This window comes from Motilibacter aurantiacus (genome assembly GCF_011250645.1).
GTDB classification, from domain to species: Bacteria; Actinomycetota; Actinomycetes; order Motilibacterales; family Motilibacteraceae; genus Motilibacter_A; species Motilibacter_A aurantiacus.
Genome location: NZ_JAANNO010000005.1, coordinates 90,863 through 116,182, shown reverse-complemented (window position 1 = coordinate 116,182; position 25,320 = coordinate 90,863). Strand labels below are relative to the sequence as shown.

The following is a 25,320-nucleotide window of genomic DNA, read 5'->3' as shown; positions in this document are numbered from 1 at the left end:
AACGGAGGGGATGCGTGTGCCCGCGCGGCGTTGACGGGATACTGGTGCGGCCGGCGCGGGCATCCCGCCGCCCGCCGGGCTCGGAGGAGGAGAGCACCCCGTGACGTACGTCATCGCCCAGCCGTGTGTGGACGTGAAGGACAAGGCCTGCATCGAGGAGTGCCCTGTCGACTGCATCTACGAGGGCGAGCGGATGCTCTACATCCACCCCGACGAGTGCGTCGACTGCGGTGCGTGCGAGCCGGTCTGCCCCGTGGAGGCGATCTTCTACGAGGACGACGTGCCGGACCAGTGGAAGGACTTCTACAAGGCGAACGTGGAGTTCTTCTCCGACCTGGGCTCCCCCGGCGGCGCCTCGAAGATGGGCCTGATCGAGAAGGACCACCCGCTGATCGTCGCCCTGCCCCCGCAGGCCGAGTAGTTGAGCGGCGCTTCCCTCGTGGCCGGCTCCACCGTGGGCCGTCCCGCCCTGCCGGACTTCCCCTGGGACCGGCTCGTGCCGTTCCGGCGCACGGCGGAGCAGGCCGCGGGGGACGCCGGCATCGTCGACCTCTCGGTCGGCACCCCCGTGGACCCGGTCCCCGCGGTGATCCGCGAGGCGTTGGCCGCCGCCGCCGACTCACCCGGCTACCCGACGACGCACGGCACGTCCGCGCTGCGCTCGGCCGCCGTCGGCTGGATGTCGCGCTGCCTCGGCGTGCCGGGGGTCGACCCGGCGGCCGTGCTGCCGACGATCGGCTCCAAGGAGCTCGTCGCCTGGCTGCCCACGCTGCTCGGGCTGGGCGCCGGCGACACCGTCGTGCTCCCCGCGGCGGCGTACCCGACCTATGCCGTGGGCGCGCTGCTCGCGGGCGCCACGCCGTTCGCGACCGACTCGCTGACCGCGGCCGGCCCCGGGCGGGTGTCCCTCCTGTGGGTCAACTCGCCGGCCAACCCGACGGGCCGAGTGCTGCCCGTCGAGCACCTGCGCAAGATCGTCTCCTGGGCGCGTGAGCGCGGCGTGGTCGTGGCGTCCGACGAGTGCTACATCGAGCTCGGCTGGGAGGGCACCGCGCCGGTCTCCATCCTGCACCCGGACGTGTGCGGGGGGTCGCACGACGGGCTGCTCGCCGTCCACTCGCTGAGCAAGCGGAGCAACTTCGCCGGCTATCGCGCGGGGTTCGTCGTTGGCGACCCGTCGCTGGTGGCCCGGCTGCTGGATACCCGCAAGCACGCCGGGATGATGCTGCCGGCGCCCGTGCAGGCGGCCGCCGCTGCAGCGCTCGCCGACGACGCGCACGTCGCCGAGCAGAAGGAGCGCTACCGGGCCCGCCGCGCGCTGCTGCTGGCCGCGCTCAACGCCGCTGGCTTCCGGGTCGACGCCTCCGAGGCCGGGCTCTACCTCTGGGCCACCCGGGGCGAGGACTGCTGGGAGACCGTGCGGGCCTGCGCCGAGCGCGGCGTGCTCGTGACGCCGGGGGAGTTCTACGGGGCAGCGGGCGCCCAGCACGTGCGGGTGGCCCTGACGGCGTCCGACGACGCCGTGCGCCGCGGCGTGGAGGCGCTGGCGGTCTGACGTTCGGCCCCGTGCCCAGCGGGCACCGCGCCCAGATGGCCGACGAGACGCTCGCTCCCGCATCGCCCTCGAGGGCGAGAAGATCGCGGTGCGCCGCGACGTCGTACGCATGGGGCAGACAGGCGCGACGTACGACGTCGTCGAGCAGCCGGGCGGGGTCGCCGTCGTCCCCCTCGGCGCGACCGGCTCCGTGTGCGGGATCACGATCGCCGGCCTCCTGACGCCCACGTCGCGATTGCCCGGGGTCATCCCGGTGTGGATGGGTAGGCAGGGCTGCGCCTGAGGGATGCAGACGACGAGGAGAGCCTTCCGTGAGCCAGCAGGACCAGCACGCACCGCAGGACCCCACCCAGCAGTACCAGCAGCCGCAATCGGGGGGCGAGCAGATCGAGTCGCCCGGCGGCAGCGGCTCGACGACCGGGGCCATGGAGGAGAAGCCGGACCACGGCGAGGAGACCTACCGCGGCACCGGCAAGCTCGAGGGCAAGAAGGCGATCATCACCGGCGGTGACTCCGGCATCGGTCGTGCCGTCGCGCTCGCGTTCGCCCGCGAGGGCGCCGACGTGCTGATCGCGTACCTGGAGACCGAGGAGGACGACGCCCGGGAGACCGTGCGCCTGATCGAGAGCGCCGGCCGAAAGGCCGTCACCTGCCCCGGGGACCTGCGCGAGGAGGCGCAGTGCCGGACGGTGATCGACACCGCCGTCGAGCAGCTCGGCGGGATCGACGTCCTGGTGAACAACGCGGCGTACCAGATGGCGCAGCCCGGTGGCATCGAGGACATCACCACCGAGCAGTTCGACCGGGTGATGAAGACGAACCTCTACGCGATGTTCTGGCTGTCGAAGATGGCCATCCCGCACCTGAAGCCAGGTTCAGCCATCATCAACACCGCGTCGATCCAGGCGTCCCAGCCCTCGCCCCCGCTGCTCGACTACGCGACGACGAAGGCCGGGATCGTCAACTTCACCAAGGGCCTGGGCCAGATGCTCGCGGAGAAGGGGATCCGGGTGAACGCGGTCGCCCCCGGCCCCATCTGGACGCCGCTCATCCCGGCCACCATGCCGGAGGAGAAGGTGGAGTCGTTCGGTGAGCAGACGCCCATGGGCCGCGCCGGCCAGCCCGCCGAGCTCGCGCCCGCGTACGTGTTCTTCGCCTCGCAGGAGTCGAGCTACGTCACCGCCGAGGTGCTCGGCGTGACCGGGGGGCAGCCGCTGACGTAGGAGCCGGTCGGCAGGACGCCGCTGTCATCCTGCATCCGGGGTCGGGAGGACGGCACCGGATGCAGGGTGTCGGGCCGGCGGCATCCGGGCCCGCGAGGCCGGTGCCTGACCGGTCGAGCCGAGCGGCGCGACTCGAGCCCGGGTGCCGGCACGACGGCCCTCGATCAACGGGTCGAGGCGCGGAGCTGACGTCGCCACGTAGCGACATGACCGGACCGTGCACGAGGACAAGTGGCTGGTCGAGCACGCCCGCGGCGCCCCGGCCTGTTCCGGTCCCGTCCCCGGCAGGCCTGGCCGCGTGCCCGGCACTCGGTGGACCGCAGCCGCGGTGGCACGCCGCCGCTGACCCGGCCACCGGAGAAGGACCCGCACGCCGATGAGAAGCTCGCCCGGTGCCCCGTCTGGCGTTCCTGGTCTCCGCCCTCGCGCATGCCGCGGCGGTGGCCTGGAGCGCCGCCGTGCTGCCGGACCGGGTGCCGACCCACTGGGGTGCGGACCTGAGGCCGGACGCCTGGGGGTCGCGTGCCGGTCTCGTGACCGCTGCGGCGCTGGGTGGCGCGGCTCTGGCGGCGCTGTTCACCGGCCTCGCGGCGCTGGTGCGCCGGATCCCGCTGACGTACGTCAACGTCCCGCACACCGACCACTGGACATCCGCCGCCAACGTGCCGGCCCTGCGCACACGGCTCCGGTCGGACGTGCTCTGGATCGGGGCGGCGACACTCCTTCTCCTCGCGGGCCTCACGGTGCTGAGCACCCAGGCCGCGCGATCGGACGGGCAGCGGCTCCCGTGGACGTTCGTGGTGCTGCTGCTGGGCTACCTCGTGGCCCTCGCCGGCCGCTGCGGGTGGATGTACCGCGTCCGCTACCGACCGGACTGACCGCCGGCGGCCGCGCTCAGCCCGTCGGGGCCGGCGACGGCCCGCGCCGACGCGGCGCCCCGACGACGGCCGTGTGGACGTGGTCGAGGTGCCGCAGCGTGGGGTTGGTCGTGTTGCCGCTCGGGTGGACGTACTCCCGCCAGCCCGCCGACCCGGCCCACACCGTCCAGATCCGGTCGGACCAGATCACCGACAGCAGGTCCAGCGGCTCGGCGTGCGCGACCAGCCAGTGCGCGAGCACCCAGCCGCGCCGCGTCTGCTCGGCGCTGCGCGGGGTGAGGAAGACGTCGATGGCCCGGCCCTCGTAGTGCGCGCTGTTGTCCACGTGCCCGCTGGAGACGCCGCCGGCCGCGAACCCGCCCATCGGCAATGGGCCGAACGCGGCGCGGACGGCGCGCTGCAGCCGTGCCCCACGCGGGGTCAGCCCGTTGGCGGTCAGCTTCTCGTCACGCAGGCTGTAGTCGCGCTCGGCGGTGCAGGCCAGCCCCGCAGGGCGCTGCAGCGCGCGCACGGCCGCCGCGCTGTCGGCCCCGAGCACGGGGACCGCGGTGGCGACCGCCCGCCGGGCGGCCAGGCCACCCGAGCCGTCGCGTAGCGAGCGGGCGACCGCGTCGGTGAGCCGCTGCGCCTGCGCCGCCTCCAGGGGGACGGTGCGCCCCGCCGGGAGCGCGAGCGTGCACGGCGGTGGTGGTGCGTAGGGCTCGACCGCCGGCTCGGGAGCAGCCGAGGGCGGGGCGGCCGCCGAGGGCGTGCTCGACCCGTCGGTGCACGCGGAGACGAGGGCCGCGGCCGCCAGGGCGAGTGCGCAGAATCGGGCGGTTCCGGTCATCGCCTGCTCAACTACCCGCGCGGGCGCGACGTTCCTCCCGCTCGCGCCGGGCAGGCCGTCACGTCCCGCGGGAGACGTCGACGTGGACGTGGTCGCGGTGCTGGAGGATGTCGTTCGACGGGTCCGACGTGCGGTACGGCCGCCAGCCCTCGTCCGAGCGGCGCGCGGTCCAGATCTGGTCGTCGTAGATCACGGTCGCGACGTGCAGCTGCCGGGCGTGCGTCACCAGCCAGTGCGCCACCGCCCATCCGCTGCGCTGGTTCGCCCGGGACGCGGGGCGGAAGAACACGTCGAGCGCCCGCCCCTCGTAGTGGGCGGACCCCTCCATGTGGCCGGTGGAGACGCCGCCCGGGGCGAAGCCGCCGAGCGACTGGCGCCCGAACACGCGCTCGACCTGCGTACGGACCGCGGCGGCGCGCGGCGTGAGGCCGGAGCGGCCCAGCCCCTCGCGGCGTACGTCGCGCAGCGCGACCTCGCAGGTGAGCGCTCCCTCCGCCGAGCCGGTGAGGGCCAGCGAGAGCGCGGCGGCGTCGTCCTCGTGCTTCGCGTACGCGTCGGGGAAGCCGCTGCGCTGGACGGCCTGCGCCGCCCGGGTCAGCGGCATCCGCTGCCAGCCGACCACGTCGCGCAGCCCGGCGTAGAACTTGCCGGCGGCGTACACCGGGTCGCGCACCTGCTTGGCGCTGCCCCAGCCCTGCGACGGCCGCTGCTGGAAGAGCCCGAGCGAGTCCCGGTCGCCGTGGTCGAGGTTGCGCAGCCCGGACTCCTGCATCGCCGTCGCGAGCGCCACCGTGACGGCCCGCCGGCTCATCCCCTCGCGCAGGCCGACGCCGGCGATCGTGGAGGCGTTGGCGGCCTGGTCCAGCTCCAGGCTGAGCACGGTCTCCCCGTCCCGGACGACCTGGCACGGCTTGTCGCCGGGGATCAGCGGGAGATCGTCGGGCAGCCAGTCCAGCAGGTTGCGGGCGAGCAGCGTCACGGCGACGCCCAGGCCGAGCAGCACGGCCGCCCAGCCCCAACGGGTGTCCCTGTGCGCGGCCGGGCGGCGCGCCGGCGGCTTGCGGGGGCGCGACTCCCCGGTCGCAGGCCGTCCGGGCCGGGCCGCGGGCGTACGCGGGCCGGCTCCGCCGCGCGTCGAGGACGCGGGTCGGGGCGGTCGGCGGGTGGGAGGCGGCACGTCGTTCGCAACTGTGCCCGACCGCGGGCGCGTTCCCGCGCCGCCACGCGGACGGCGTAATCTGCCCCGGGAATGGTTGAAAGCTCAACCTCGTTCGGTGTACCGTCAGCGTAGTTGCCGGAGCAACGAAGTGCGGACATCGTCCGCATCGGCGCCGGCCGAGACAGCTTCCTCAGGAGGAGCAGACATGACCGCCACCGAGTTCGACGCCCCCACCTCGGCCATCGAGGACCTGACCGGCGACTACACGATCGACGCCGCCCACAGCCGCGTCGGCTTCGTCGCCCGCCACGCGATGGTCACGAAGGTCCGCGGCCACTTCGGCGAGTTCGAGGGCAGCGCGCACCTCGACGCCGCCAACCCGGCCGCGTCGACCGCGCAGATCACCATCCAGGTCGCGAGCGTCGACACGAACCAGGCGCAGCGCGACGAGCACCTGCGGACCGGCGACTTCTTCGAGGCCGACGCCTACCCGACCATCACCTTCACCAGCACCTCCGCCGAGGCGCTCGGCGACGAGAGCTACCGCCTGCACGGCGACCTGACCATCAAGGGCGTCACCCGCCCCGTCGCCGTCGACTTCGAGTTCACCGGCTCGGCGAAGGACCCGTTCGGCAACCTGCGCGCCGGCTTCGAGGGCAAGACCACGATCAAGCGCTCGGACTGGGGCCTGACCTACAACGCCGCGCTCGAGACCGGCGGCGTGCTCGTCAGCGACAAGATCGTCCTCGAGTTCGACATCTCGGCCGTCAAGAACGCGCCGGCCGCCTGACGCTTCCGCGCCGCACGGAAGCAGCGCCCCTGTCGTGCCACCGAGGTGGCGGGACAGGGGCGCTGTCGTGCGTGCGCCCAGGCGGCGTCAGTCGTTGGCGTGCAGCGCCTCGTTGAGCCCGCCCCAGCTGCCGGTGCGGGCGACGGCCTCGACGGCGCCGCTGACGCTGTTGCGGCGCAGGAGGATGCCCTTGCGGGACGAGAGCTCGCGCGCCTTGACGACCGAGCTGTCCGGCAGCGTGACCTTCGTGCCTGCCGTGACGTAGAGGCCGGCCTCGACGACCGACTCGTCGCCGAGCGAGATGCCCAGCCCGGAGTTGGCCCCGAGCAGGCAGCGCTCGCCGATCGTGATCTTCTCGGTGCCGCCGCCGGACAGCGTGCCCATGATCGAGGCCCCGCCGCCCACGTCCGACCCGTCGCCGACGACCACGCCCTGGCTGACCCGGCCCTCGACCATCGAGGCGCCCAGGGTCCCGGCGTTGAAGTTCACGAAACCCTCGTGCATGACCGTGGTGCCGGCCGCGAGGTGCGCGCCGAGGCGTACCCGCGAGGCGTCCGCGATCCGCACGCCCGCCGGCACGACGTAGTCGGTCATCTGCGGGAACTTGTCGACGCCGCGCACGTGCGCCTTGCGGCCCGCGGCCAGCAGCCGGAGCCGCGTCTCCTCGAAGCCGTCGGGCGAGCAGGGGCCGGACTCGGTCCACACGACGTTGGCGAGGATGCCGAACAGCCCGTCGAGGTTGACGTCGTTGGGCCGCACGAGCCGGTGCGAGAGCAGGTGGAGCCGGAGGTACGCGTCTGACGCGTCCACGGGCGGGGCGTCTAGGTCGATCACCCGGCGCACGGTGTCGAGGCGTACGCCGCGGTCCGCGTCGTCGCCCACCAGCCGGCGCAGCTGGTCGGCGGTGTGACCGCCGTCGTGCTCGTCGGTCGGCTCGCCCAGCGCGGGCGCCGGGAACCACGTGTCGAGCGTGACCCCCTCGTACGTCGACGTCGCGAGGCCCCAGCCCCACGCCTTGCGTGTCGTCTCGTCCGCAGCGATGGCCACGGGCCCAGGTGCCTCGGTCACGCGGTTACGGTATCGCCGTGCCGTCGCTCGATCTGTCGCAGGACGTCGTCTCGCTCACCGCCGCGGTCTGCGACATCCCCTCGGTGAGCGGGGCGGAGACCGTGCTGGCCGACGCCGTCGAGGCCGCGCTGCGGCAGGTGCCATGGCTGCGGGTCGACCGTGACGGCGACGCCGTCGTGGCACGCACCTCGCTCGGGCTGCCGGAGCGGGCGGTGGTCGCCGGCCATCTGGACACCGTGCCGCTGGCCTCGGGGAGCCTGCCGACCCGGCTCGCCGACGGCGTCCTGCACGGCCGCGGCACGGTCGACATGAAGGGCGGGGTCGCGGTGGCGCTACGGCTCGCCGCCACCGTGCCGGCGCCCACCCGCGACGTGACGTACGTGTTCTACGACCACGAGGAGGTCGAGGCCGCCCGCAACGGGCTGGGCCGCATCGCGCGCACGCACCCCGACTGGCTCGTCGGGTCCTTCGCGATCCTCATGGAGCCGAGCAACGCCCAGGTCGAGGGTGGCTGCAACGGCACGCTGCGCGCCGAGGTGACGACCCGCGGCGTGGCCGCGCACAGCGCGCGCGCCTGGATGGGCCGCAACGCCATCCACGAGGCCGGGGTCCTGCTCGACCGGTTGCGCGCCTACGAGCCGCGCTCGGTCGAGGTCGACGGGCTGGTCTACAAGGAGGGGCTCAACGCGGTCCTCGTACGCGGAGGCGTCGCCGGCAACGTCATCCCCGACGAGTGCGTGGTGACGGTGAACTACCGCTTCGCGCCGAGCCTGTCGGTGGACGAGGCGGCCGACCACGTCCGGCACCTGTTCGAGGGCTACGAGGTGCGCGTCGTGGACGCCGCCGCCGGCGCGCGCCCCGGGCTCGACGTCCCCGCCGCGGCGGCCTTCGTGCGGGCGGTCGGCGCGCAGCCGCTGCCGAAGTACGGCTGGACGGACGTCGCGCGCTTCTCAGCGCTCGGCGTACCGGCCGTCAACTACGGGCCGGGGGACCCGTCGCTGGCCCACCGGGACGACGAGCGGGTGCCGGTCGAGCAGCTCGTCGCGTGCGAGGAGCGGCTGCGGGCCTGGCTGGCCGGCTGACCGCTCAGAGGCCGGCCGGTCGCGGCCGGTCCTCCGGGTGCGCGCGCAGGGCGACCAGGGCGATGTCGTCGTCGGCGCCGCCCGCGAGCTCGGCCAGCAGCCGGTCGCAGAGCTGCTCCAGCGGCAGCGCGTGCAGCCGCGCGGCGGTCATGGCGAGCCGGGCCAGCCCCTCGTCGAGCTCCTCGCCACGCCGCTCGACCAGCCCGTCGGTGTAGAGGACCACGGTGCTGCCGGGGGTGAGCACCGCCGAGTGGTCGGCCCGCGGGATGTCCGGTGCCAGCCCGAGCAGCAGGTCTGCCGGCCGCTCGAGCAGCTGCGCAGTGCCGTCCGGCGCGACCAGCAGCGGCGGCGGGTGGCCGGCGTTGGACCAGCGCAGCGTGCGCAGCCCGGCCGCGCGCTCCTCGAACGTCTGCTCGACACGGGCCAGGACGGCGGTGGCCAGCGTCCCGATGCGCAGCTGGCGGAGCGCGGCGTCGAGCGTGGCGAGCAGCTCGGCCGGCCCGCGGTCGAGGGCGAAGGCAACCCCGCGCAGGAGGTTGCGCAGCTGGCCCATGGCGGCCGCGGCCGTGCGGTCGTGGCCCGTGACGTCGCCGATGGCCAGCGTCGTGGCGCCGTCGGGAGAGAGGAAGGCGTCGTACCAGTCCCCGCCGACCTGGGCCTGCTCGGAGGCGGGCAGGTAGCGCACCGCGATCTCCAGGTGGTCCGGCTGCGGCGGCTCGGTCAGCAGCGAGCGCTGCAGCGCCTCGGCCAGCGTCCGCGTCGCCGACGCCCGGTCGCGCTCCGCCTCCAGGCGCATCACCCGGTCGACCGCCTGCGCGCACTGGGCCGTGAAGGCGTACAGCAGGCGGACGTCGTCCTCGTCGAAGGCCTGCGGCTCCTTCCAGCCGAGCGCGAGCGACCCGAGCAGCTCGTCGCCCACGCGCAGCGGCAGGACCGCCCACGCCTCGAGCTCGGGTGCGGGGGAGAGCCGCTCCGCCTCGGCGCCGTACCGCTCGAGCATCTCGGCGCGCTCGTGCACGAGCACGGGCACGCCCCGGGCGGCGACGCCCACCGGCATCGTGCTGTCCAGCGGCACCGCCTCCCCGTCCCGGTACGGCCGCTCGCCGGAGCTGTCGGTCATGGCCAGCCGGAGGCAGTCGTGCTGGCGCAGCGCCACGACGACGGCCTCGACGTCCAGCGCAGGCGCGCAGTGCTCGAAGAGCCGTGCCAGCAGGTCGCCGAGCGTCTCGGCCCCGGCCAGCGCCGACGCCGTCAGCGCGAGCCCCGCCAGGCGCAGCGCGCTACGGCGCTCCCGCTCGTTCGCCGCCCGCAGCTGCGCGTTCAGCGCCTCCAGCTCGCGGGTGCGCGCGAAGAGGTCCGTCTCGGCCTGCTCCACCCTCTCGCGCCACTGCTGGCTGCGGGCGGCCTCACGGCGCGCGTCGTCCCGGTCGCGGAGGTAGTCGGTGATGTCGTCCGACCGGTGCAGCAGGAGGACGACATCACCCTTCTCGTCCAGGATCGGCACGTTGCGCGGGCTCCAGAACCGCTCCTCGTAGGTCCCGTCCGGCATCGGGATGTCGTACCTCTGGATCGGCATCGTCACCGGCTGCTTGGTGTCGCGTGCCTGGGCCAGCGACTGGCTGAGGTTGCGCAGCCCGTCGGCCGCCGGGTCGTCCGGGTTCATCGGGAAGACGTCGAACAGGTGGCGTCCGACCGTCGCCTCGAGCGTCGTGGCGGTGGCCTGCAGCCGGGCGCGGTTGGCGTGCACGATGGTGAAGTCGGGGGTCAGCAGCAGGAAGGGCGCGGGCGCCTCGTCGAACACCCGCGCGAAGTCAGGGCTGGGCAGCGAGCCACGGTCCTCCTGGCCCACCAGACCCTCCCGCCTCCCGACGACGCCGCGGCCCCTGCCTACCCGCGCTCCGGCGGGCTCAACAGTCCTCGTGGGACGGCCGGGGTTCCCTTTCGACCATGAACGCGCAAGTATGCCGGTCAGGCATCACACCGTCGTGACGTCCCAGGGAGGACCGTCCATGCGTCTCACGCACGCCCCCGCCGTCGCCGGCCGGCGAGCCCTCGTCCCGGCCGCAGCCCTCGCGCTCGCGGCCGCCACGCTCACCGGCGGGGGCCCCGCCGCCGCGGCGGACCGCACCTGCGCGGTGGCCGACAGCCGGCCCACCGTCTGGCTGCTCGACACCGACAGCGGGGTGCCGAGCCGCGCCGCGGGTGGCGGCTGCTCGGTCAACGACCTCATCGATGACGAGCAGGAGTGGGCGGACCACGGGTCCTTCGTCCACCACGTGCAGACCGTGGCCAACGACCTGCTGCGCGCGGACGTCCTCGACCGCGACGAGCGCGACGAGCTGGTCGAGGCAGCGGCGCACTCCGCGGTCGGCACGGCCGCGGCGTACGAGACGATCTACGACGGGACTCCGGAGTCGCTGGCCAGGTGGGCGTACGCGGGCCGTGGCGGCTTCACCCGCAACGCCGACGGCACGGTCACCAGCCGGGTCGGCGCGACCGGGGGCTTCGGGACGCTCTGGTACACCCCGAAGCAGTTCGCGGACTTCTCGCTCCGGCTGCAGTTCCGCGACGACGCCCCCGGCACGACCCGCGGCAACAGCGGCGTGCAGGTGCGCTTCCCGGCGCTCAACGGGCCCGTGGCCGGCTGCCCCACGACGTTCAACGGCAGCGAGCAGAACAACCTCTCCTGGATCGCCGTCAACTGCGGCCACGAGATCCAGATCAACGACTCGCCCGAGGGGGGCAGCAACGACCCGCGCAAGACCGGGTCGGTCTACGGCTTCAAGGACATCGGCCTCGCCGCGGCCCGCCCGACCGGCAAGGGCGTGTGGAACGACTTCGAGATCCGCGTCGTCGGCCAGCACTACACCGTCATCCGCAACGGCGTGGTGATCAACGAGTACGAGAACGTCCCCGGCGTGCCGCTGCAGGGCCGCCCGCTGGACCCGCTGTCCGACGCCCGCGGCCTCGTCGGCCACATCGGGCTGCAGGCCCACGGCTCCGCGCCCGACGTCGTGACCTTCCGCAACGTGCGGGTGCGTGACCTCGGGGTGCCCGCGCAGGAGGGCACCTGGTTCGACGACGCCACCGAGGCCCTCACCGCCGGCGACCTGCCCGCCCACGTGCTCGCCAGCCTGCGCGAGCGGCTCGGGCGCGCCCAGTCGGCGGCGGAGGCCGGCAGCGAGGCGCGGGCCATCGGGTTCCTCGGCCAGTACCTCGCCCGGGCGGAGAACCAGGTCAAGGACGCCGAGGTACGCGCCGCGCTGCTGGCGCAGGGCCGCCAGCTGCTCCAGACCCTGCGCGAGATGGACGCTGCCGAGGGCTTCTAGCCCGCGCGCCGGGGGCCGTTAGGGTCGGGGCCATGGCTTCCGACCGCCGCATCCGCGAGTACCGCAAGGGCCCGGTCACGCTGAAGGGCTCGCAGGTCCCCTCGACCACGAGCGACCAGCGGCTGCTCGACTCCGACGCGGGCGGCTCCTTCACCCACACCGACCCCTGGCGCGTCCTCCGCATCCAGTCCGAGTTCGTCGAGGGCTTCGGCGCCCTCGCCGAGCTCGGGCCGGCGATGGCGGTCTTCGGGTCGGCGCGCACGCCGTCCGACAGCCCGGAGTACGCCCTGGGCGAGGAGCTCGGCCGGCTGCTCGTCGACGCGGGGTACGCCGTCATCACCGGCGGCGGCCCGGGCGCGATGGAGGCGGCGAACAAGGGCGCCTCGGAGGCCGGGGGTGTCAGCGTCGGGCTCGGCATCGAGCTGCCGTTCGAGCAGTCGATGAACGAGTGGGTCGACATGGGGGTGAACTTCCGCTACTTCTTCGCCCGCAAGACGATGTTCGTGAAGTACTCGCGGGGGTTCATCGTGCTGCCCGGCGGGTTCGGCACGCTCGACGAGCTCTTCGAGGCGCTCACCCTGGTCCAGACGCAGAAGGTCACGCAGTTCCCCGTCGTGCTCGTCGGGCGGGCGTACTGGCAGGGCCTGCTGGACTGGCTGCGCGGCCCGGTGCTCGACGGCGGCAAGATCCGCGACGCCGACATGGCGCTCATCGAGATCGTCGACACCGCCGCGGAGGCCGTCGAGCTGGTGGTCAAGGCGGACCGGGACCGCGAGGTCGGCACCGAGCTGCACGAGGACCAGATGGAGTCGGTGCGCGGCACGCGCTACGACGGGGCCTGAGCCGTGGCGGCGATCTGCGTCTACTGCGCCTCCGGCGAGGCGATCGACGACTCGTACAAGAAGCTGGCTTCGGATGTCGGGGCGGAGATCGCCGCCCGCGGCCACTCGCTCGTCAGCGGTGGCGGGCGCGTCTCCATGATGGGCGCCGTCGCGCGCGCGGCCCGGGCCGGCGGCGCGCACACCCTCGGCGTGATCCCGCAGGCGCTGCGCGACCTCGAGGTGGCCGACGTCGAGGCCGACGAGCTGGTCGTCACGCCGGGCATGCGCGAGCGCAAGGCGCTGATGGACGCCCGCGCCGACGCGTTCCTCACCCTTCCCGGCGGGCTCGGCACGCTGGAGGAGCTGCTCGAGATCTGGGTGGCGCGCAGCCTCGGCCTGCACGACAAGCCGGTCGTCGTCCTGGACCCGGACGGCGTCTACGCCCCGCTGCGCGAGCAGGTCGAGAAGCTGGCCGGCCTGCGGTTCGTCCGCCCGGCCGCCGTCGACGCGTGCGTGTGGGCGACGACGGTGGACGAGGCGTTCGACGCCTTCGACCGGGTCTGGGCCGCCGGCCGGGTCGAGCGGCCCGCGCGCGAGGAGGCCGAGGAGCTGCTGGAGTTCGAGCCGTAGGGCAGGGCCGGGGGCCGTCGAAGGGTGTGCCACCACCTCGGGCCCCGCAGCGCCACCTCGGACCGGGCGCAGGGGCCCGCAGGTGCAGCCCAGGGGCCCGAGGCCGGGCAACGGCCTCCGCGCAGCCGGGCCTGCTCGCGGCGCCCAGGCCCGGCGTGGTCGCACTCGGCCGAGCGGCGCCGCTCAGGCCATGCCGCGGCGTACCTCCGCGGGCTGCTGCGTCCCGCGGATGCAGCCGACCATGTCCAGCACCCGCCGGGTGGCGCGCACGTCGTGGGCGCGGAACACCTGCGCCCCGAGCCAGGCCGACACCGCGGTGGCGGCCAGCGTGCCCTCGAGCCGCTCGTCCGTCGGCAGCCCGAGCGACTCGCCCACGAAGTCCTTGCGCGACATGGCCACGAGCACCGGCCAGCCGGTGGCGACCAGCTCGGGCAGCCGGCGCGTCACCTCCAGCGAGTGCCGCGTCGCCTTGCCGAAGTCGTGGGCGGGGTCGATGAGCACGCCGTCCCGGCGCACGCCTGCGGCGACGGCCCGCTCGGCCAGCCCGGTGACGGTGGCCAGCACGTCCGCCACGACGTCGTCGTACGCCGGGCGGTGCGGGTCCGTACGCGGCGGCAGCCCACCGGTGTGGGTGCAGACGTAGCCCGCCCCGAACTGCGCGGCCACGTCCAGCAGGCCGGGGTCGTGCCCTGCCCAGGCGTCGTTGAGCAGGTCCGCGCCGGCCGCGCAGACCGCCCGCCCCACGTCCGCCCGCCACGTGTCGACGCTGATGACGACGTCGGGGTGGGAGGAACGCACGCGCTCGACGAACCCGACGACCCGGCGCGCCTCCTCGGCGGCATCGACCTCCGGCCCGTAGCCGGCCTTCACGCCGCCGATGTCGACGATCTGCGCCCCTTCCGCGACGGCTCGGCCGACGGCGTCGAGGGCCGCGTCCTCCGCGTACGTCGCCCCCCGGTCGAAGAACGAGTCCGGCGTGCGGTTGACCACCGCCATGACGAGCAGGTCGGTGTCCTCGAACGTCCTCGTCCCCAGCCGGAGCGGCACGCGCATCCCTCCCCATCAGCGGCCCGACGGCGCGGCTCTCCAGCGGCGACGCCTGACTCCCGCGGTCGCGGGCGTGGCACGATCCTGCCGTGCCGATCCTCTTCCTGCTCCTCGCGCTCGGCGTGCTCGCCGCCATCGCGCTCGTCGCCGCCGGGCGCGGCGACGGGCTCCAGGAGACCGAGCCGGACGTCGCCCCGGTGTCGCTCCCGCCCGGGCCGCTGACCGCCGCCGACCTCGGTGACCTGCGGTTCCCGACGGCGCTACGCGGATACCGCATGGCCGAGGTGGACGCGGTGCTCGACCGGCTGGCCGCCGAGCTCGCGGCGCGGGAGGCGCGCATCGCGCAGCTGGAGTCGGCGGCCTTTGGGCGGCCCGCCCCGGGCAGCACAGACGGCACAGACGGCACAGACGGCACGGGCGGCACGGGCGGCACGGGCGGCACGGGCAGCACGGGCAGCACGGGCAGCACGGGCAGCACGGCCTCCGTGAACGGCCCCGACAGCCCCCACACGCTGCACGGTCCACGCGGCCAGGGCGGCGCCCCGGCCACCGGGTCGTCGACCCCGCCGGCCGAGGTCTGAGGTGGCGCCCGTCAGCGCCTCGGTCGAGGTCGACGCCCCCGCCGAGCAGGTCTGGGCCGTCCTGACCGACTGGGCCCGGCAGGGGGAGTGGATGCCCCTCACCCGTGTCCGCGGCACGGTCAACGGTGGGCAGGGCGTCGGGGGCGGCGTCGAGGGCTGGACCGGCGTCGGCCCGGTCGGGTTCCTCGACACCATGGTGGTGCGTGGGTGGGAGCCGAACGTGCGGGTGGCCGTCCGGCACACCGGCCGCCTCGTGCGCGGCGGCGGCGCCTTCGAGATCGAGCGGCTCGCCGGCGGCCGCTCCCGGTTCACCTGGTCCGAGTTCCTCGACCTGCCGCTCGGGCCGCTCGGCCGGGCCGGCTGGCCCCTGGCCCGCCCGCTCGTCCGGGCCGCCCTGCGCCTCTCCCTCGCCCGGTTCCGCCGCGTGGTGGAGGCGAGCGCGCGGCCTGGGCGGTGACGGCCGCCGGGCCGGACGGGCGGCCGCGCTGCCCCTGGGCCGTCACCGGCGACGAGGGCTACCTGCGCTACCACGACGAGGAGTGGGGGCGCCCGGTCCACGGGGACCGCGGCCTGCTCGAACGGGTGTGCCTCGAGGCGTTCCAGTCGGGCCTGGCGTGGATCACCATCCTGCGCAAGCGGGAGGCCTTCCGCGCCGCCTTCGCCGGCTTCGAGCCCGAGGCCGTCGCAGGCTTCGGGCCCGACGACGTCGAGCGGCTGCTCGCGGACCCGGGGATCGTGCGCAACCGGGCGAAGATCCTCGCCGCCGTCGCCAACGCCCGTGCCACCGTCGAGCTGGCCCGGTCGTACCCGGGCGGCCTCGACGCCCTTGTCTGGTCCCACGCCCCGCCGCCCCGGCCGCGGCCGCTCACCCCGGACGACGTGCCCGCCCGCACCCCGGAGTCGACCACGCTCGCCCGCGAGCTCAAGGCGCGCGGGATGCGGTTCGTCGGGCCGACCACCGCGTACGCGCTGATGCAGGCGTGCGGCCTGGTGGACGACCATCTGGCGGGGTGCGCCGTGCCTGCCCGGCCCCGCGCGGAGGGGCCCGGCGAGGGAGGAGCGTGACTCCGAGGGGGAAGCCCGACGATAATGAACGAGACCGACGACGCCGGCGGCCCTTCGGGGCCGACCGGCGCCGCCCACGAGGAAGGGGATAAGCATGGCGGCCATGAAGCCGCGAACGGGTGACGGCCCGCTCGAGGTCACCAAGGAGGGTCGCGGGATCGTCATGCGCGTCCCGCTCGAAGGCGGGGGCCGCCTGGTCGTCGAGCTGTCCGCTGACGAGGCGGGCGCCCTCGGCGACGCGCTGAAGAACGTGGTCCCCTGACCGGGCTCCTCGACCCGGCTCGCCGCTGACCCGGCGGGCAACGCTCCCGGCCCCGGTCGTCGGCCCCTGTTCAGGGCCCGTGCGGCCGGGGCCGTAGCGTGCGCAGCACCAAACCCCCGCCGACCGGCAGGCGCTCGACCGTGGCGCCCGCGGGCGGCTGCCCCGTCGGAAGAAGGCGCCCGATGCCCCGCTCCGCCCCCGCCGGCCCCCGTTCGCGCGCCCGGACGGGCGCGCCCGCGGCGCTCCCGCGCGAGCCGCAGCTCCCGCAGGTGACGGTCGCGGGCACGGTGCTCGTCGACGCCGCGGTGCCCGTGCTCGCGATCCCGGTCGTGCCCGGTGCGGACGGCCCCCGGCCCGGGGCGGGCACACGCGAGGTCGAGCAGGCCTTCGGAGTGGTCGTCGCCGACGAGCTCGCGCTGGCGAAGGCCAAGGGGGAGCCCGGCGAGATCGTCGAGGTGCCGGTCGCGGACGAGGGGCGCGCCGCCGAGCAGCTCTACCTCGTCGGCGTCGGCGACGGCTCGGACCTGGCGCTGCGCCGGGCAGGGGCGGCCCTCGCCCGCCGCGCCCGCGCGCGCGGCGCGGTGGCCACCACGGTCGCCGCGGACTCCGGGCCGGCCGGCCTGCGGGCTTTCGCCGAAGGAGTGGTCGGCGGGTCCTACCGCCAGCCACGGGCCGGGCTCGCCCCCGAGGGCGACACGCTGCGCACCGTCGCCGTCGTGGTCCCCGCCTCCCGTCGCGCCCGGGCCGAGGAGGCGCTCGCCCGCGCCCTCGAGACCGGCCGGGCGCTCTGCCGCGCCCGCGACCTCGCCAACACCCCGGCCGACGTCGCGGGGCCGGTCGAGCTCGCCGCCGAGGCGGCCCGGCTCGCCGCCGTGGCGGGGCTGGAGGCACGCGTCTGGGACGAGGCCGAGCTGGCGGCCGGCGGGTTCGGCGGCCTGCTCGCGGTCGGCGGCGGCTCGGCCCGCCCCCCGCGCCTGGTCCAGCTGAGCTACGCCCCCGGCAGCGACGGCGCGCTTACCGGCCGCGGGGGGCGGCGTGCCCCGCACGTCGTGCTCGTCGGCAAGGGCATCGCCTTCGACTCGGGCGGCCTGTCGTTGAAGCCGCGCGAGGCCATGGTCCCCATGAAGACCGACATGTCCGGCGGCGGCGTCGTCCTGGCGGTGATGGCCGCGCTGCAAGGGCTCGGCGTGCGCGCCCGCGTCACCGGGCTCGTGCCCTTCGCCGAGAACTCGATCGGCGGCGCCTCCTACCGCCCCGGCGACGTCATCACCCAGTTCGGCGGCACCACCGTGGAGGTGCTCAACACCGACGCCGAGGGGCGCCTCGTGCTGGCCGACGCGATGGCGTACGCCCACCGCGAGCTGGCGCCGGACGTCATCGTCGACATCGCGACCCTGACCGGCGCGGCCTCCCTCGGCCTGGGCCGCCGGCACGGCGCGCTCTACGCGACGGACGACGCGCTGGCCGACGCCCTCCTCGAGGCCGCGGACGCGAGCGGCGAGCGGCTCTGGCGGATGCCGCTCGAGCAGGACTACCGCGCGGCCCTGGCCTCGCCGGTGGCCGACCTCGCGCACGTCACCCGTGACAAGCACGTCGGCGCCGGGTCGATCACGGCGGCGCTCTTCCTGCAGGAGTTCACCGGCGGGCGGCGCTGGGCCCACCTGGACGTGGCGGGGCCGGCGCGGTCCGACGGCGACGAGCACGAGGTCACCAAGGGCGGCACCGGCTTCGGCACCCGGCTGCTGCTGCGCTGGCTGGAGGGGGTGCGCTGAGGCGCACGCCGCCGGTCAGCGCTTGACGGCCACCAGCAGGCCGTCGCCCACGGGGAGCAGGGCCGCGACGAGCCGCTCGTCCTCGCGCACGGCGGCGGCGAACTGGCGCAGCGCGACGGTCTCGTCGTCGCGCTGCGCGGCGTCCGGCACCTTGTCGTGCCAGAGCGCGTTGTCGAACGCCACCGCGCCTCCCGGGCGCAGCAGCCGCAGCGCCTCGGACAGGTACGCGGCGTACTCGGTCTTGTCCCCGTCGCAGAAGACGAGGTCGTAGCCGCCGTCGGCGAGCCGGGGCAGGACCTCGAGCGCCCGGCCGCTGATGACGCGCGCCCGGTTGGCCGCGAAGCCGGCCGCGGAGAACGCCTCGCGCGCCGCCCGCTGGTGCTCGGGCTCGATGTCGACGGTCGTCAGCACGCCGTCCGCCCGCATCCCGCGCAGCAGGCTGACGCCGGACACCCCCGTGCCCGTCCCGACCTCCACCACCGACCGGGCGTCCAGCAGCGCGGCGAGCAGCCGCAGCGCCGCCGCCCCGCCGCGCCCCACCGGGACGCAGCCGAGCTCGGTGGCGCGCGCACGCGCGTCGGAGAGCACGGCGTCCTCGCCGGCCCAGGACTCGGAGTACTCCCATGTCGCCTCGCGCACGGCGCGAAGCCTAGTTGGCCCGGCCCGGGACGTAGGCTCGACGGGCGGAACGGGGCAGGCCAGGCGGCCATCGCGGGGACCTCGCCGGCTCGGCGCCGGCGGCCGCAGCTCCGCCGGAACGACACACCGTCCCGACACGTTGCCAACGGTGCCCCGGGCGGGTAAGGAAAGCCCGCGGGGACGGCACGGACACCAGGAGGACGCAGGTGCGCGACGGAGCTGCCGGGGTGCAGCCCTTCCCGGGCGGCGCCGCGCCTGCCCGGGCCGCGGCGGGCCCCGCGCAGGGCCCGGACCGCCTTCCTACCGGCAGTGCCGAGGGCCTGGCGGTCACGGACGGGGCCGTCTGGGCGCCGCCGACCTGGGACGAGATCGTCCGCACCCACTCCGCCCGCGTCTTCCGGCTGGCGCTGCGCCTGACCGGCGACCGTCACGACGCCGAGGACCTGACGCAGGAGGTGTTCGTCCGCGTCTTCCGCTCGCTGTCGAGCTACTCGCCGGGCACGTTCGAGGGCTGGCTGCACCGCATCACGACGAACCTCTTCCTCGACCTGGTCCGGCGCAAGCAGCGCATCCGGTTCGACGCCCTGCCCGAGGACGCCGGCGACCGGCTCGCCAGCCGCGAGCCGAGCCCGGAGCACCTGCTGGTCGACTCGGGCCTCGACCCCGACGTCGAGGCCGCCCTGTCGGCGCTGCCGCCGGACTTCCGTGCGGCCGTCGTGCTGTGCGACATCGAAGGCCTGTCCTACGAGGAGATCGCCGCGACGCTCGGGGTGAAGCTCGGCACCGTCCGCAGCCGCATCCACCGCGGGCGCGCGCTGCTGCGCGCCGGGCTGGCCCACCGCGACCCGGCCCGGAGGGCGAGCGACGCGGCGGCCGCCGACGAGGCACCCGGGCGCCCGGCGCCGGAGCTGATCGGGCCCGCCTCCGGCGCGGACGGCGTGCTCGCGCTCGCGGACGTCGCGGCAGGGGAGGCCCGGCCATGACCCCGCTCGGGCAGCGCAGCCACCTCGGGCAGCGGCTCGACGCCCTCGTCGACGGCGAGCTCGGCCACGACGAGCGCGACCGCGCCCTCGCCCACGTGAGCCGCTGCCCCCAGTGCCGGGCCGAGCTGCACGCCGCACGGCAGGTGAAGGCGCGCCTCACCGCCCTGTCCGCGCCCTCCGTGCCGGACTCGCTGACCAGCCGGCTGCTCGCCCTCGCGGCCGCCGACGGTGCCGACGGTGCCGCGGGCAGCGCGCCGGCCGGCCCGCGGCGGGCGCCGCTCCCGCTGGCCCGGCCCCTGCCGGACGGGCCCGGTGCGCTCGTGGCCGGCGCGTTGCCCGCGCCCCGGCCGCTGGCGGGGCCGTCGCGCCGCGTGGTGAGCGTCGCCCGCGGGCTGCGGCCCGTCTCGGCGTCGGCGATGGGGCTGGCCCTCGGCGCGGCGGTGCTCGTCGTCGCCCCGGTCTCGCCGCACACCTCGAACGCCGCCGCGCACCCGCGTCCCTCCTCGGCCGTCGCCCCGCGCCCGGCCGGCCTGCCCGCGGTGCGTGCACTGCGCATGGTCCCGGTCACGATCCCCTCCGCGAGCATCTCCGCCGGTGTGCAGCAGAGCGCACCCACGACGGCCCGCCCGGCGTGGGCCGTCCCCGCCCGCAGCCGGTCGGTGGGCGTCCTGCGCGCCCCCGGGCGGTGGGGGCGCTAGTGCCACGGGCACGTCAGTCCCAGCGCGTGAACGCCGTACGGGCGGCCCAGCCCACGAGAAGGACAGGACCCTCCGCATGACCGATGAGCGCGACCAGCCCGAGGGGGCCTGGTGGGCCCGCGAGCCCGACCCCGACCCCTGGGCGCCGCCCCGGGCGGCCGGCGAGGTCCTGGACAGCGGCCGGCAGCAGGCCACGCCTGCCCCGGCCGAGCCCTGGGGGGCGCAGCCGCCGCCCGCCGGTGACCCGTACGCCGCCCCCGCCGGCGACCCGTACGCAGCGCCGTCCGGTGCCGCGTACGGGACCGACGCGCAGCCCACACAGGCCGACCAGCCCGAGCAGGCCGGGTGGGGCGAGCAGCCCGCGCCGGCCCAGCAGCCAGGGTGGGGCGAGCAGGCCGGATGGGGCGAACAGGCCGGCCAGCCCGAGCAGGTCTGGCCCCGCCCGTACTCCTCCGGCGACCAGCAGCATCCCGAGCCGGCCTGGGCGACGGCCGCCGGCGGGCCGCCCGGGTGGGGCGGCTACGCGGCCGGGCCCGGCCCGTACGGCCCGAGCTACCCCGGCGGCGTGTCCGCCCTGGCCCCGGGCCTCGCCCCCGAGGCGCGCCGGCCGGAGGACGCGCCCTTCAGCACGCCGTTCGCCCCGCCGTACGCCTCCGGCGGGTGGGGCGGCGCCGGGCACCCGGGCTATCCGCAGTCCCCGCAGCTCGACGCGCCGCGGGCGGGGCGGCGTACCGGCCTCGTGGTGACGCTGGCCCTGCTCGGCGCCCTCGTGGCGGGCGCCACCGGCGGGGTCGTCGGCTGGCGGCTGTCCGAATGGCAGGACTCGGCGTCGATCTCCGGCAGCACCAGCCTGCCCTCGACCGCGCGCGGCTCCCAGGAGCGCGACCCCGGCAGCGTGCCGGACATCGCCGCGCAGCTGCTGCAGCGCGTGGTGTCGATCGAGGTGTCCGGCGGCTCCGGGTCGGGCTTCGTGATCCAGCAGGACGGCTTCGTGCTGACCAACAACCACGTCATCGCCAGCGCGGCCGAGAGCGGCGGCGGGGTGCGGGTCGCCTTCGAGGACGGCCGCACCGCGACCGCCCGCATCGTCGGCCGGGACGCCAGCTACGACCTGGCGGTCCTCAAGGTCGACGCCGACGGCCTGCCGGTGGCCCGCTTCGGCGACTCCGACGCGGTGGTGGTCGGTGACCCGGTGATCGCGATCGGCTCCCCGCTCGGGCTGTCGGGCACGGTCACCACCGGCATCGTCAGCGCGCTCAACCGCCCGGTCACCGCCCGCGGGGAGACCGGCGCGAGCTCGGAGGAGTCGTTCTACTCCGCGATCCAGACCGACGCGGCCATCAACCCCGGCAACTCCGGCGGGCCGCTGGTCAACGAGGCGGGCGACGTGATCGGCGTCAACAGCGCGATCTCCAGCCTGTCGCGGGGCAGCGGCGGCCAGACCGGCAGCATCGGGCTCGGCTTCGCGATCCCGAGCAACCAGGCCAAGCGGATCGCCGAGGAGATCATCCGCACCGGCAAGGCGACGCACCCGGTCATACAGGTGACGCTCGACCGGTCCGCCCGGCTGGAGGGTGCCCGCATCGGGATCCCGCCCGGCGAGAGCTCCGGGCAGCCGGCCGTCACCCCCGGCGGCCCGGCCGACCAGGCCGGCCTGCGCGAGGGCGACGTCATCACCGAGGCCGACGGCCGCAAGATCCTCGACGCCGACGAGCTGATCGTCGCGATCCGGGCGAAGGCGCCGGGCGACACGATCGCCCTCACCTACGTCCGGAACGGCCGCAGCCAGGAGGTCACGGTCACGCTCGGGGCGGCCACCTCGGACTGACGCGCCCGGATGGACGATGCCGCGGAGCGCTCCCCGGGGCGGGAACGGGGAGCTACGCTCGGAGTCGTCCCGCGAGGAAGCGCCGGCCGTCCGCGCCGGTGCGCCCGTTTCGAGCTAGGAGCGCGATGTTCGGCATCAATGGCTGGGAGTTCATCATCCTGGCGATCATCGCGCTCGTCGTCATCGGGCCGGACAAGCTGCCCAAGTTCGTGTCCGACGCGAGCAAGATGGCCCGCCAGGTCCGGCGCATGGCGCGCGACGCCCAGAACGAGGTGCGCGACCAGCTCGGCCCGGAGTTCGCCGACATCGACGTGCGTGACCTGAACCCGCGCAAGTTCGTCTCCAAGCACCTGCTCGACGACTCGCTGGACGACATCGACGTCAACGTCCGCCTCGACGACGACGACGACGATGACGACGAGCCGCGCCGCCGCCGGCCGCGTCCCGCGGCGGCCACGGCCCCGTCCGCCCCGGTGAACGGCTCGAGCGCGGCCGGCGGGGTGGACTTCAGCAAGAACGACCGCCCGGCCTACGACGACGACGCCACCTGAGGCGCCGGTCGGCAGCAGTCCTGGGCGCGGGGTCAGCGGCCCGTCAGGAGCGCGAGTGGCCGGCGCGCACGCGTAGCGACGACAGCAGCTCCCGTGTCGCCTCGGTGACGGCCTCGACCGCGGACTCGAACGCCTCGGCGTTGTGCGCCGCCGGGGCGCGGAAGCCGCTGATCTTGCGGACGTACTGCAGGGCGGCGGCGTGCACGTCCTCGTCGGTCACACCCTCGGTGAACGGAGGCCGGAGGGTCTTGATGCTGCGGCACATGGCCGCAGGCTACGCCGGGACGCGTCCCCTCGGGAGGGGTCGGGCGGCCCGACGTGCCCGCTGCGCCGGCCTCAGGCGCTGATCGGCGTGATGCCCAGCTGGCGCCCGAGCAGGCCGCGCCCGCGGCGCGCGAGCCCCCGGGCCACCTCGCGCAGTGCCGCCGCGGCCGGCGCCTCCGGGTCCGAGAGCACGAGCGGCACGCCGGCGTCGCCGCCCTCGCGCAGCCGCGTGTCGAGCGGGACCTGCCCGAGCAGCGGCACCGACGCGCCGAGCTTGAGGGCGAGCGCGTCGGCGACCGCCTGGCCGCCGCCGGAGCCGAAGACGTCGAGCCGGTGGTCGATGCCCTGCTCGGTGCAGTGCGGGCAGGGCAGGTAGGACATGTTCTCCACCACGCCGGCCACCCGCTGGTGCGTCTGCGTTGCGATCGAGCCGGCACGCTCGGCCACCTCGGAGGCCGCGAGCTGCGGGGTCGTGACCACCAGGACCTCGGCGGTCGGCAGCAGCTGCGACAGCGAGATCGCGATGTCGCCGGTGCCCGGGGGCAGGTCGAGCAGCAGGACGTCGAGGTCGCCCCACGCCACGTCGACGAGGAACTGCTGCAGCGCGCGGTGCAGCATCGGCCCGCGCCACACGACCGGCGTGTTGTCCGGGACGAACATCCCGATGGAGATCGTCTTCACGTCGTGCGCGACAGGCGGCAGGATCATCTGGCCGGCCTTGGTCGGCTTGCCCGAGACGCCGAGCATGCGCGGCACGGAGAAGCCGTGGATGTCGGCGTCGACGACGCCGACCGACAGCCCGTCGGCGGCCATGGCCGCCGCGAGGTTGACCGTGACCGAGGACTTGCCGACGCCGCCCTTGCCGCTGGCCACGGCGTACACCCGGGTCAGGGAGCCGGGGGCCGCGAACGGGACCTCCTTCTCCGGCGCGCCGCCACGCAGCGAGCTCTTCAGCGCCGCGAGCTGCTCCTGGGACATCACCCCCATGCGGGTGCCGACGGACGTGACGCCCGGCACGGCGCCGACCTCGCGCGCGATGTCGGCGTTGATCCGGTCGCGCAGCGGGCAGCCGGCCGTCGTCAGCAGGATGCCGACCGTCACCGCCCCGTCCGGGGCGACGTCGACGGACTCGACCATGCCGATCTCGGTGATGGGCCGGCGGATCTCGGGGTCGATCACACGGGCGAGGGCCGCTTCGACGGACGCGACGGTGGGGGCGGGCATGTCGAGAATGCTACGAGCCCCGCGGACGGGATCGAACCGCCGAGAACGCGGGGACGTTCCCACGGGCGCGGGGTAGGGCGAGCGGACTAGCATGGTGACGTTATGACCTCGCTTCCCGCCCCACGCGTCCCGGTCCGCCTCGGCGAGCGTGAGATCGCGGTCTGGAAGCGCTTCCTGCGGGCACACTCGACGATCATCCGCCGGCTCGAGTCCGACCTGCTCGACGCGCACGCGCTGCCGCTGGCCTCGTACGACGTCCTGGTCCAGCTGGTCGAGGCGCCGGAGCGGCGGCTGCGCATGACCGAGCTCGCCGACGCGGTGATGCTGTCGCGCAGCGGGCTGACCCGGCTGGTCGACCGGCTCGAGCGGGAGGGGCTCGTCGCGCGCGAGGCCTGCGAGAGCGACGCCCGCGGGCTGTTCGCCGTGCTGACCGAGGCCGGCTACGAGCGGCTGCGCAGCGCGTCCGGCACCCACCTGCGCGGGGTCAACGACTACGTGATGTCCCGCCTGAGCCCGGAGGACCTCGACGCGCTCGACGGTGTCCTGCGCAAGCTGCTCGACGACTGAGAGCGGCTCGGCCGCTCAGGCGGCCCGTCGTCGCAGCCGGCGCCGCTGGGCGTCGAGGTACGCCCGGGCGCGGCGCTGCCCGCCACGGGCGCGGATCGCGCCCTCCAGCGCGTCGAGCGCCCGTGCCAGCACGGCGGCGTCCGGGGACCAGCCCCGGCGCTCGCACTCCTCGAGCCACTCCACGACCCCGCGGTGCCCGCGCTCCCGGTTGCAGCGCGCGCAGGCCGGCACCTCGTTCTCCAGCCAGGACGGGCCGCCCTTGACCCGCGGCACCAGGTGCTCGGTGGTCGGCCGGACGAGCGGGCCGAAGCCGCGCCCGCACCAGACGCAGCGCGCGCCGTCGCGCTCGAGCGCCAGCCCCAGCCGCTCGCTGCGCCCCGGCGGGCGGCCCCGCGGCTGACGGTCCACCTGTCCGACGCTACGTCCGTCAGTAGCGCGGCACGACCCGGGCGACCTCGTCGTAGGTCGTCTCGCC

General features: G+C 75.5%; 29 protein-coding genes. 20 read left to right on the top strand and 9 right to left on the bottom strand.

Translation table 11 applies throughout. The features are described 5' to 3' along the window. The first annotated feature begins 100 nt into the window (after positions 1–100). The 5 genes from fdxA to G9H72_RS10820 all read left to right on the top strand — a co-directional run bounded on the left by fdxA (position 101) and on the right by G9H72_RS10820 (position 3,656). The gene (fdxA, locus tag G9H72_RS10840; RefSeq protein WP_166170832.1) at positions 101–421 is read left to right on the top strand and encodes a ferredoxin; all 321 of its coding nucleotides are present in this window, start codon (positions 101–103) and stop codon (positions 419–421) included. Next, positions 422–1,555 (top strand): succinyldiaminopimelate transaminase, encoded by a 1,134-nt coding sequence (gene dapC, locus G9H72_RS10835; protein ID WP_269205170.1) that lies wholly within the window; start codon positions 422–424, stop codon positions 1,553–1,555. Positions 1,556–1,643: 88 nt separating this feature from the next. Continuing rightward, positions 1,644–1,838 carry an NUDIX hydrolase gene (locus G9H72_RS10830; RefSeq protein ID WP_166170830.1) on the top strand — a complete coding sequence of 65 codons (195 nt, stop codon included), beginning with the start codon at positions 1,644–1,646 and terminating at the stop codon, positions 1,836–1,838. A gap of 28 nt (positions 1,839–1,866) precedes the next feature. Further along, positions 1,867–2,778, top strand: a complete 912-nt coding sequence (locus G9H72_RS10825; RefSeq protein ID WP_331272185.1) for an SDR family oxidoreductase — start codon at positions 1,867–1,869, stop codon at positions 2,776–2,778. Between the two features lie 392 nt (positions 2,779–3,170). Further along, complete coding sequence (locus G9H72_RS10820) at positions 3,171–3,656, top strand: DUF1648 domain-containing protein (RefSeq protein WP_166170828.1); 486 nt, start codon at positions 3,171–3,173, stop codon at positions 3,654–3,656. A 16-nt stretch (positions 3,657–3,672) separates the two neighbouring features. On the opposite strand, the gene G9H72_RS10815 is transcribed toward G9H72_RS10820, so the two are convergent. Beyond that, entirely contained in the window at positions 3,673–4,485 is an 813-nt protein-coding gene (locus G9H72_RS10815) for a hypothetical protein (RefSeq protein WP_166170826.1), read from the bottom strand. A 58-nt stretch (positions 4,486–4,543) separates the two neighbouring features. Beyond that, positions 4,544–5,488 (bottom strand): hypothetical protein, encoded by a 945-nt coding sequence (locus G9H72_RS10810; protein ID WP_166170824.1) that lies wholly within the window; start codon positions 5,486–5,488, stop codon positions 4,544–4,546. A gap of 361 nt (positions 5,489–5,849) precedes the next feature. Here G9H72_RS10810 and G9H72_RS10805 point away from each other — a divergent pair, with 361 nt between their 5' ends. Then, positions 5,850–6,434, top strand: coding sequence for a YceI family protein (locus G9H72_RS10805; RefSeq protein WP_166170822.1), 585 nt, complete (start codon positions 5,850–5,852; stop codon positions 6,432–6,434). Between the two features lie 87 nt (positions 6,435–6,521). Here the strand turns inward: G9H72_RS10805 and dapD are convergent, their stop codons facing one another. Then, a complete protein-coding gene (dapD, locus tag G9H72_RS10800; RefSeq protein ID WP_331272184.1) occupies positions 6,522–7,502 on the bottom strand; it encodes a 2,3,4,5-tetrahydropyridine-2,6-dicarboxylate N-succinyltransferase in 981 nt (326 codons plus the stop codon). Between the two features lie 11 nt (positions 7,503–7,513). Between dapD and dapE the strand changes: the two genes are divergently transcribed. Then, on the top strand, positions 7,514–8,584 hold the full coding sequence (gene dapE, locus G9H72_RS10795) for a succinyl-diaminopimelate desuccinylase (RefSeq protein WP_166171194.1): 1,071 nt from the start codon (positions 7,514–7,516) through the stop codon (positions 8,582–8,584). A 4-nt stretch (positions 8,585–8,588) separates the two neighbouring features. Here dapE and G9H72_RS10790 read toward each other — a convergent pair whose 3' ends face one another. Beyond that, positions 8,589–10,433, bottom strand: coding sequence for a SpoIIE family protein phosphatase (locus G9H72_RS10790; protein ID WP_166170820.1), 1,845 nt, complete (start codon positions 10,431–10,433; stop codon positions 8,589–8,591). A gap of 160 nt (positions 10,434–10,593) precedes the next feature. Here G9H72_RS10790 and G9H72_RS10785 point away from each other — a divergent pair, with 160 nt between their 5' ends. Genes G9H72_RS10785 through G9H72_RS10775 form a run of 3 tightly spaced genes read left to right on the top strand, consistent with a single transcriptional unit; the run spans position 10,594 to position 13,364 of the window. Then, the gene (locus G9H72_RS10785; protein WP_166170818.1) at positions 10,594–11,913 is read left to right on the top strand and encodes a 3-keto-disaccharide hydrolase; all 1,320 of its coding nucleotides are present in this window, start codon (positions 10,594–10,596) and stop codon (positions 11,911–11,913) included. 32 nt (positions 11,914–11,945) lie between these two features. Further along, positions 11,946–12,755, top strand: a complete 810-nt coding sequence (locus tag G9H72_RS10780; protein ID WP_166170816.1) for an LOG family protein — start codon at positions 11,946–11,948, stop codon at positions 12,753–12,755. Between the two features lie 3 nt (positions 12,756–12,758). Then, entirely contained in the window at positions 12,759–13,364 is a 606-nt protein-coding gene (locus G9H72_RS10775; RefSeq protein ID WP_166170814.1) for an LOG family protein, read from the top strand. A 183-nt stretch (positions 13,365–13,547) separates the two neighbouring features. Here G9H72_RS10775 and folP read toward each other — a convergent pair whose 3' ends face one another. Continuing rightward, positions 13,548–14,417, bottom strand: coding sequence for a dihydropteroate synthase (folP, locus tag G9H72_RS10770; RefSeq protein WP_166170812.1), 870 nt, complete (start codon positions 14,415–14,417; stop codon positions 13,548–13,550). Between the two features lie 83 nt (positions 14,418–14,500). On the opposite strand from folP, the gene G9H72_RS10765 reads away from it, so the two are divergent. The 5 genes from G9H72_RS10765 (at position 14,501) to G9H72_RS10745 (ending at position 18,091) form a co-directional block, all read left to right on the top strand. Then, positions 14,501–14,992 (top strand): DivIVA domain-containing protein, encoded by a 492-nt coding sequence (locus tag G9H72_RS10765; protein ID WP_331272182.1) that lies wholly within the window; start codon positions 14,501–14,503, stop codon positions 14,990–14,992. A gap of 1 nt (position 14,993) precedes the next feature. Then, the gene (locus tag G9H72_RS10760; RefSeq protein ID WP_166170810.1) at positions 14,994–15,449 is read left to right on the top strand and encodes an SRPBCC family protein; all 456 of its coding nucleotides are present in this window, start codon (positions 14,994–14,996) and stop codon (positions 15,447–15,449) included. Continuing rightward, positions 15,446–16,057 carry a DNA-3-methyladenine glycosylase I gene (locus G9H72_RS10755; RefSeq protein WP_166170808.1) on the top strand — a complete coding sequence of 204 codons (612 nt, stop codon included), beginning with the start codon at positions 15,446–15,448 and terminating at the stop codon, positions 16,055–16,057. Before G9H72_RS10760 ends, G9H72_RS10755 begins: the two co-directional genes overlap by 4 nt. A gap of 94 nt (positions 16,058–16,151) precedes the next feature. Further along, entirely contained in the window at positions 16,152–16,319 is a 168-nt protein-coding gene (locus G9H72_RS10750; protein WP_166170806.1) for a DUF3117 domain-containing protein, read from the top strand. A gap of 182 nt (positions 16,320–16,501) precedes the next feature. Beyond that, on the top strand, positions 16,502–18,091 hold the full coding sequence (locus G9H72_RS10745) for a leucyl aminopeptidase family protein (RefSeq protein WP_166170804.1): 1,590 nt from the start codon (positions 16,502–16,504) through the stop codon (positions 18,089–18,091). A 15-nt stretch (positions 18,092–18,106) separates the two neighbouring features. On the opposite strand, the gene G9H72_RS10740 is transcribed toward G9H72_RS10745, so the two are convergent. Then, entirely contained in the window at positions 18,107–18,730 is a 624-nt protein-coding gene (locus G9H72_RS10740; RefSeq protein WP_166170802.1) for an O-methyltransferase, read from the bottom strand. 206 nt (positions 18,731–18,936) lie between these two features. On the opposite strand from G9H72_RS10740, the gene sigE reads away from it, so the two are divergent. From sigE to G9H72_RS10720, 4 genes are all read left to right on the top strand, one after another. Next, positions 18,937–19,713, top strand: coding sequence for an RNA polymerase sigma factor SigE (sigE, locus tag G9H72_RS10735; protein WP_331272180.1), 777 nt, complete (start codon positions 18,937–18,939; stop codon positions 19,711–19,713). Beyond that, on the top strand, positions 19,710–20,411 hold the full coding sequence (locus tag G9H72_RS10730; RefSeq protein WP_166170801.1) for an anti-sigma factor family protein: 702 nt from the start codon (positions 19,710–19,712) through the stop codon (positions 20,409–20,411). The genes sigE and G9H72_RS10730 overlap by 4 nt, the downstream gene beginning before the upstream one ends. 76 nt (positions 20,412–20,487) lie before the next feature. Continuing rightward, positions 20,488–22,239: a trypsin-like peptidase domain-containing protein gene (locus G9H72_RS10725; RefSeq protein WP_166170799.1), complete on the top strand. Its 1,752-nt coding sequence runs from the start codon at positions 20,488–20,490 to the stop codon at positions 22,237–22,239. Positions 22,240–22,364: 125 nt separating this feature from the next. Next, on the top strand, positions 22,365–22,790 hold the full coding sequence (locus tag G9H72_RS10720) for a sec-independent translocase (RefSeq protein ID WP_166170797.1): 426 nt from the start codon (positions 22,365–22,367) through the stop codon (positions 22,788–22,790). Between the two features lie 43 nt (positions 22,791–22,833). Here the strand turns inward: G9H72_RS10720 and G9H72_RS10715 are convergent, their stop codons facing one another. Both G9H72_RS10715 and G9H72_RS10710 read right to left on the bottom strand, forming a co-directional pair. Continuing rightward, positions 22,834–23,055 (bottom strand): DUF2277 domain-containing protein, encoded by a 222-nt coding sequence (locus G9H72_RS10715; RefSeq protein WP_166170795.1) that lies wholly within the window; start codon positions 23,053–23,055, stop codon positions 22,834–22,836. Positions 23,056–23,126: 71 nt separating this feature from the next. Continuing rightward, positions 23,127–24,278 carry an Mrp/NBP35 family ATP-binding protein gene (locus tag G9H72_RS10710; protein WP_166170793.1) on the bottom strand — a complete coding sequence of 384 codons (1,152 nt, stop codon included), beginning with the start codon at positions 24,276–24,278 and terminating at the stop codon, positions 23,127–23,129. 102 nt (positions 24,279–24,380) lie between these two features. Here G9H72_RS10710 and G9H72_RS10705 point away from each other — a divergent pair, with 102 nt between their 5' ends. Then, on the top strand, positions 24,381–24,845 hold the full coding sequence (locus G9H72_RS10705; RefSeq protein ID WP_166170791.1) for a MarR family winged helix-turn-helix transcriptional regulator: 465 nt from the start codon (positions 24,381–24,383) through the stop codon (positions 24,843–24,845). A 15-nt stretch (positions 24,846–24,860) separates the two neighbouring features. Here G9H72_RS10705 and G9H72_RS10700 read toward each other — a convergent pair whose 3' ends face one another. Further along, on the bottom strand, positions 24,861–25,253 hold the full coding sequence (locus G9H72_RS10700) for an HNH endonuclease (RefSeq protein ID WP_166170789.1): 393 nt from the start codon (positions 25,251–25,253) through the stop codon (positions 24,861–24,863). Positions 25,254–25,320: the final 67 nt, after the last annotated feature.

Coding starts and splice junctions, on each gene's coding strand:
- G9H72_RS10715 (WP_166170795.1), bottom strand. CDS start 23,055: ATGTGCCGCAGCATCAAGACCCTCCGGCCTCCGTTCACCGAGGGTGTG.
- G9H72_RS10785 (WP_166170818.1), top strand. CDS start 10,594: ATGCGTCTCACGCACGCCCCCGCCGTCGCCGGCCGGCGAGCCCTCGTC.
- G9H72_RS10720 (WP_166170797.1), top strand. CDS start 22,365: ATGTTCGGCATCAATGGCTGGGAGTTCATCATCCTGGCGATCATCGCG.
- folP (WP_166170812.1), bottom strand. CDS start 14,417: ATGCGCGTGCCGCTCCGGCTGGGGACGAGGACGTTCGAGGACACCGAC.
- G9H72_RS10780 (WP_166170816.1), top strand. CDS start 11,946: ATGGCTTCCGACCGCCGCATCCGCGAGTACCGCAAGGGCCCGGTCACG.
- G9H72_RS10750 (WP_166170806.1), top strand. CDS start 16,152: ATGGCGGCCATGAAGCCGCGAACGGGTGACGGCCCGCTCGAGGTCACC.
- G9H72_RS10745 (WP_166170804.1), top strand. CDS start 16,502: ATGCCCCGCTCCGCCCCCGCCGGCCCCCGTTCGCGCGCCCGGACGGGC.
- G9H72_RS10730 (WP_166170801.1), top strand. CDS start 19,710: ATGACCCCGCTCGGGCAGCGCAGCCACCTCGGGCAGCGGCTCGACGCC.
- G9H72_RS10815 (WP_166170826.1), bottom strand. CDS start 4,485: ATGACCGGAACCGCCCGATTCTGCGCACTCGCCCTGGCGGCCGCGGCC.
- G9H72_RS10805 (WP_166170822.1), top strand. CDS start 5,850: ATGACCGCCACCGAGTTCGACGCCCCCACCTCGGCCATCGAGGACCTG.
- G9H72_RS10725 (WP_166170799.1), top strand. CDS start 20,488: ATGACCGATGAGCGCGACCAGCCCGAGGGGGCCTGGTGGGCCCGCGAG.
- G9H72_RS10705 (WP_166170791.1), top strand. CDS start 24,381: ATGACCTCGCTTCCCGCCCCACGCGTCCCGGTCCGCCTCGGCGAGCGT.
- G9H72_RS10710 (WP_166170793.1), bottom strand. CDS start 24,278: ATGCCCGCCCCCACCGTCGCGTCCGTCGAAGCGGCCCTCGCCCGTGTG.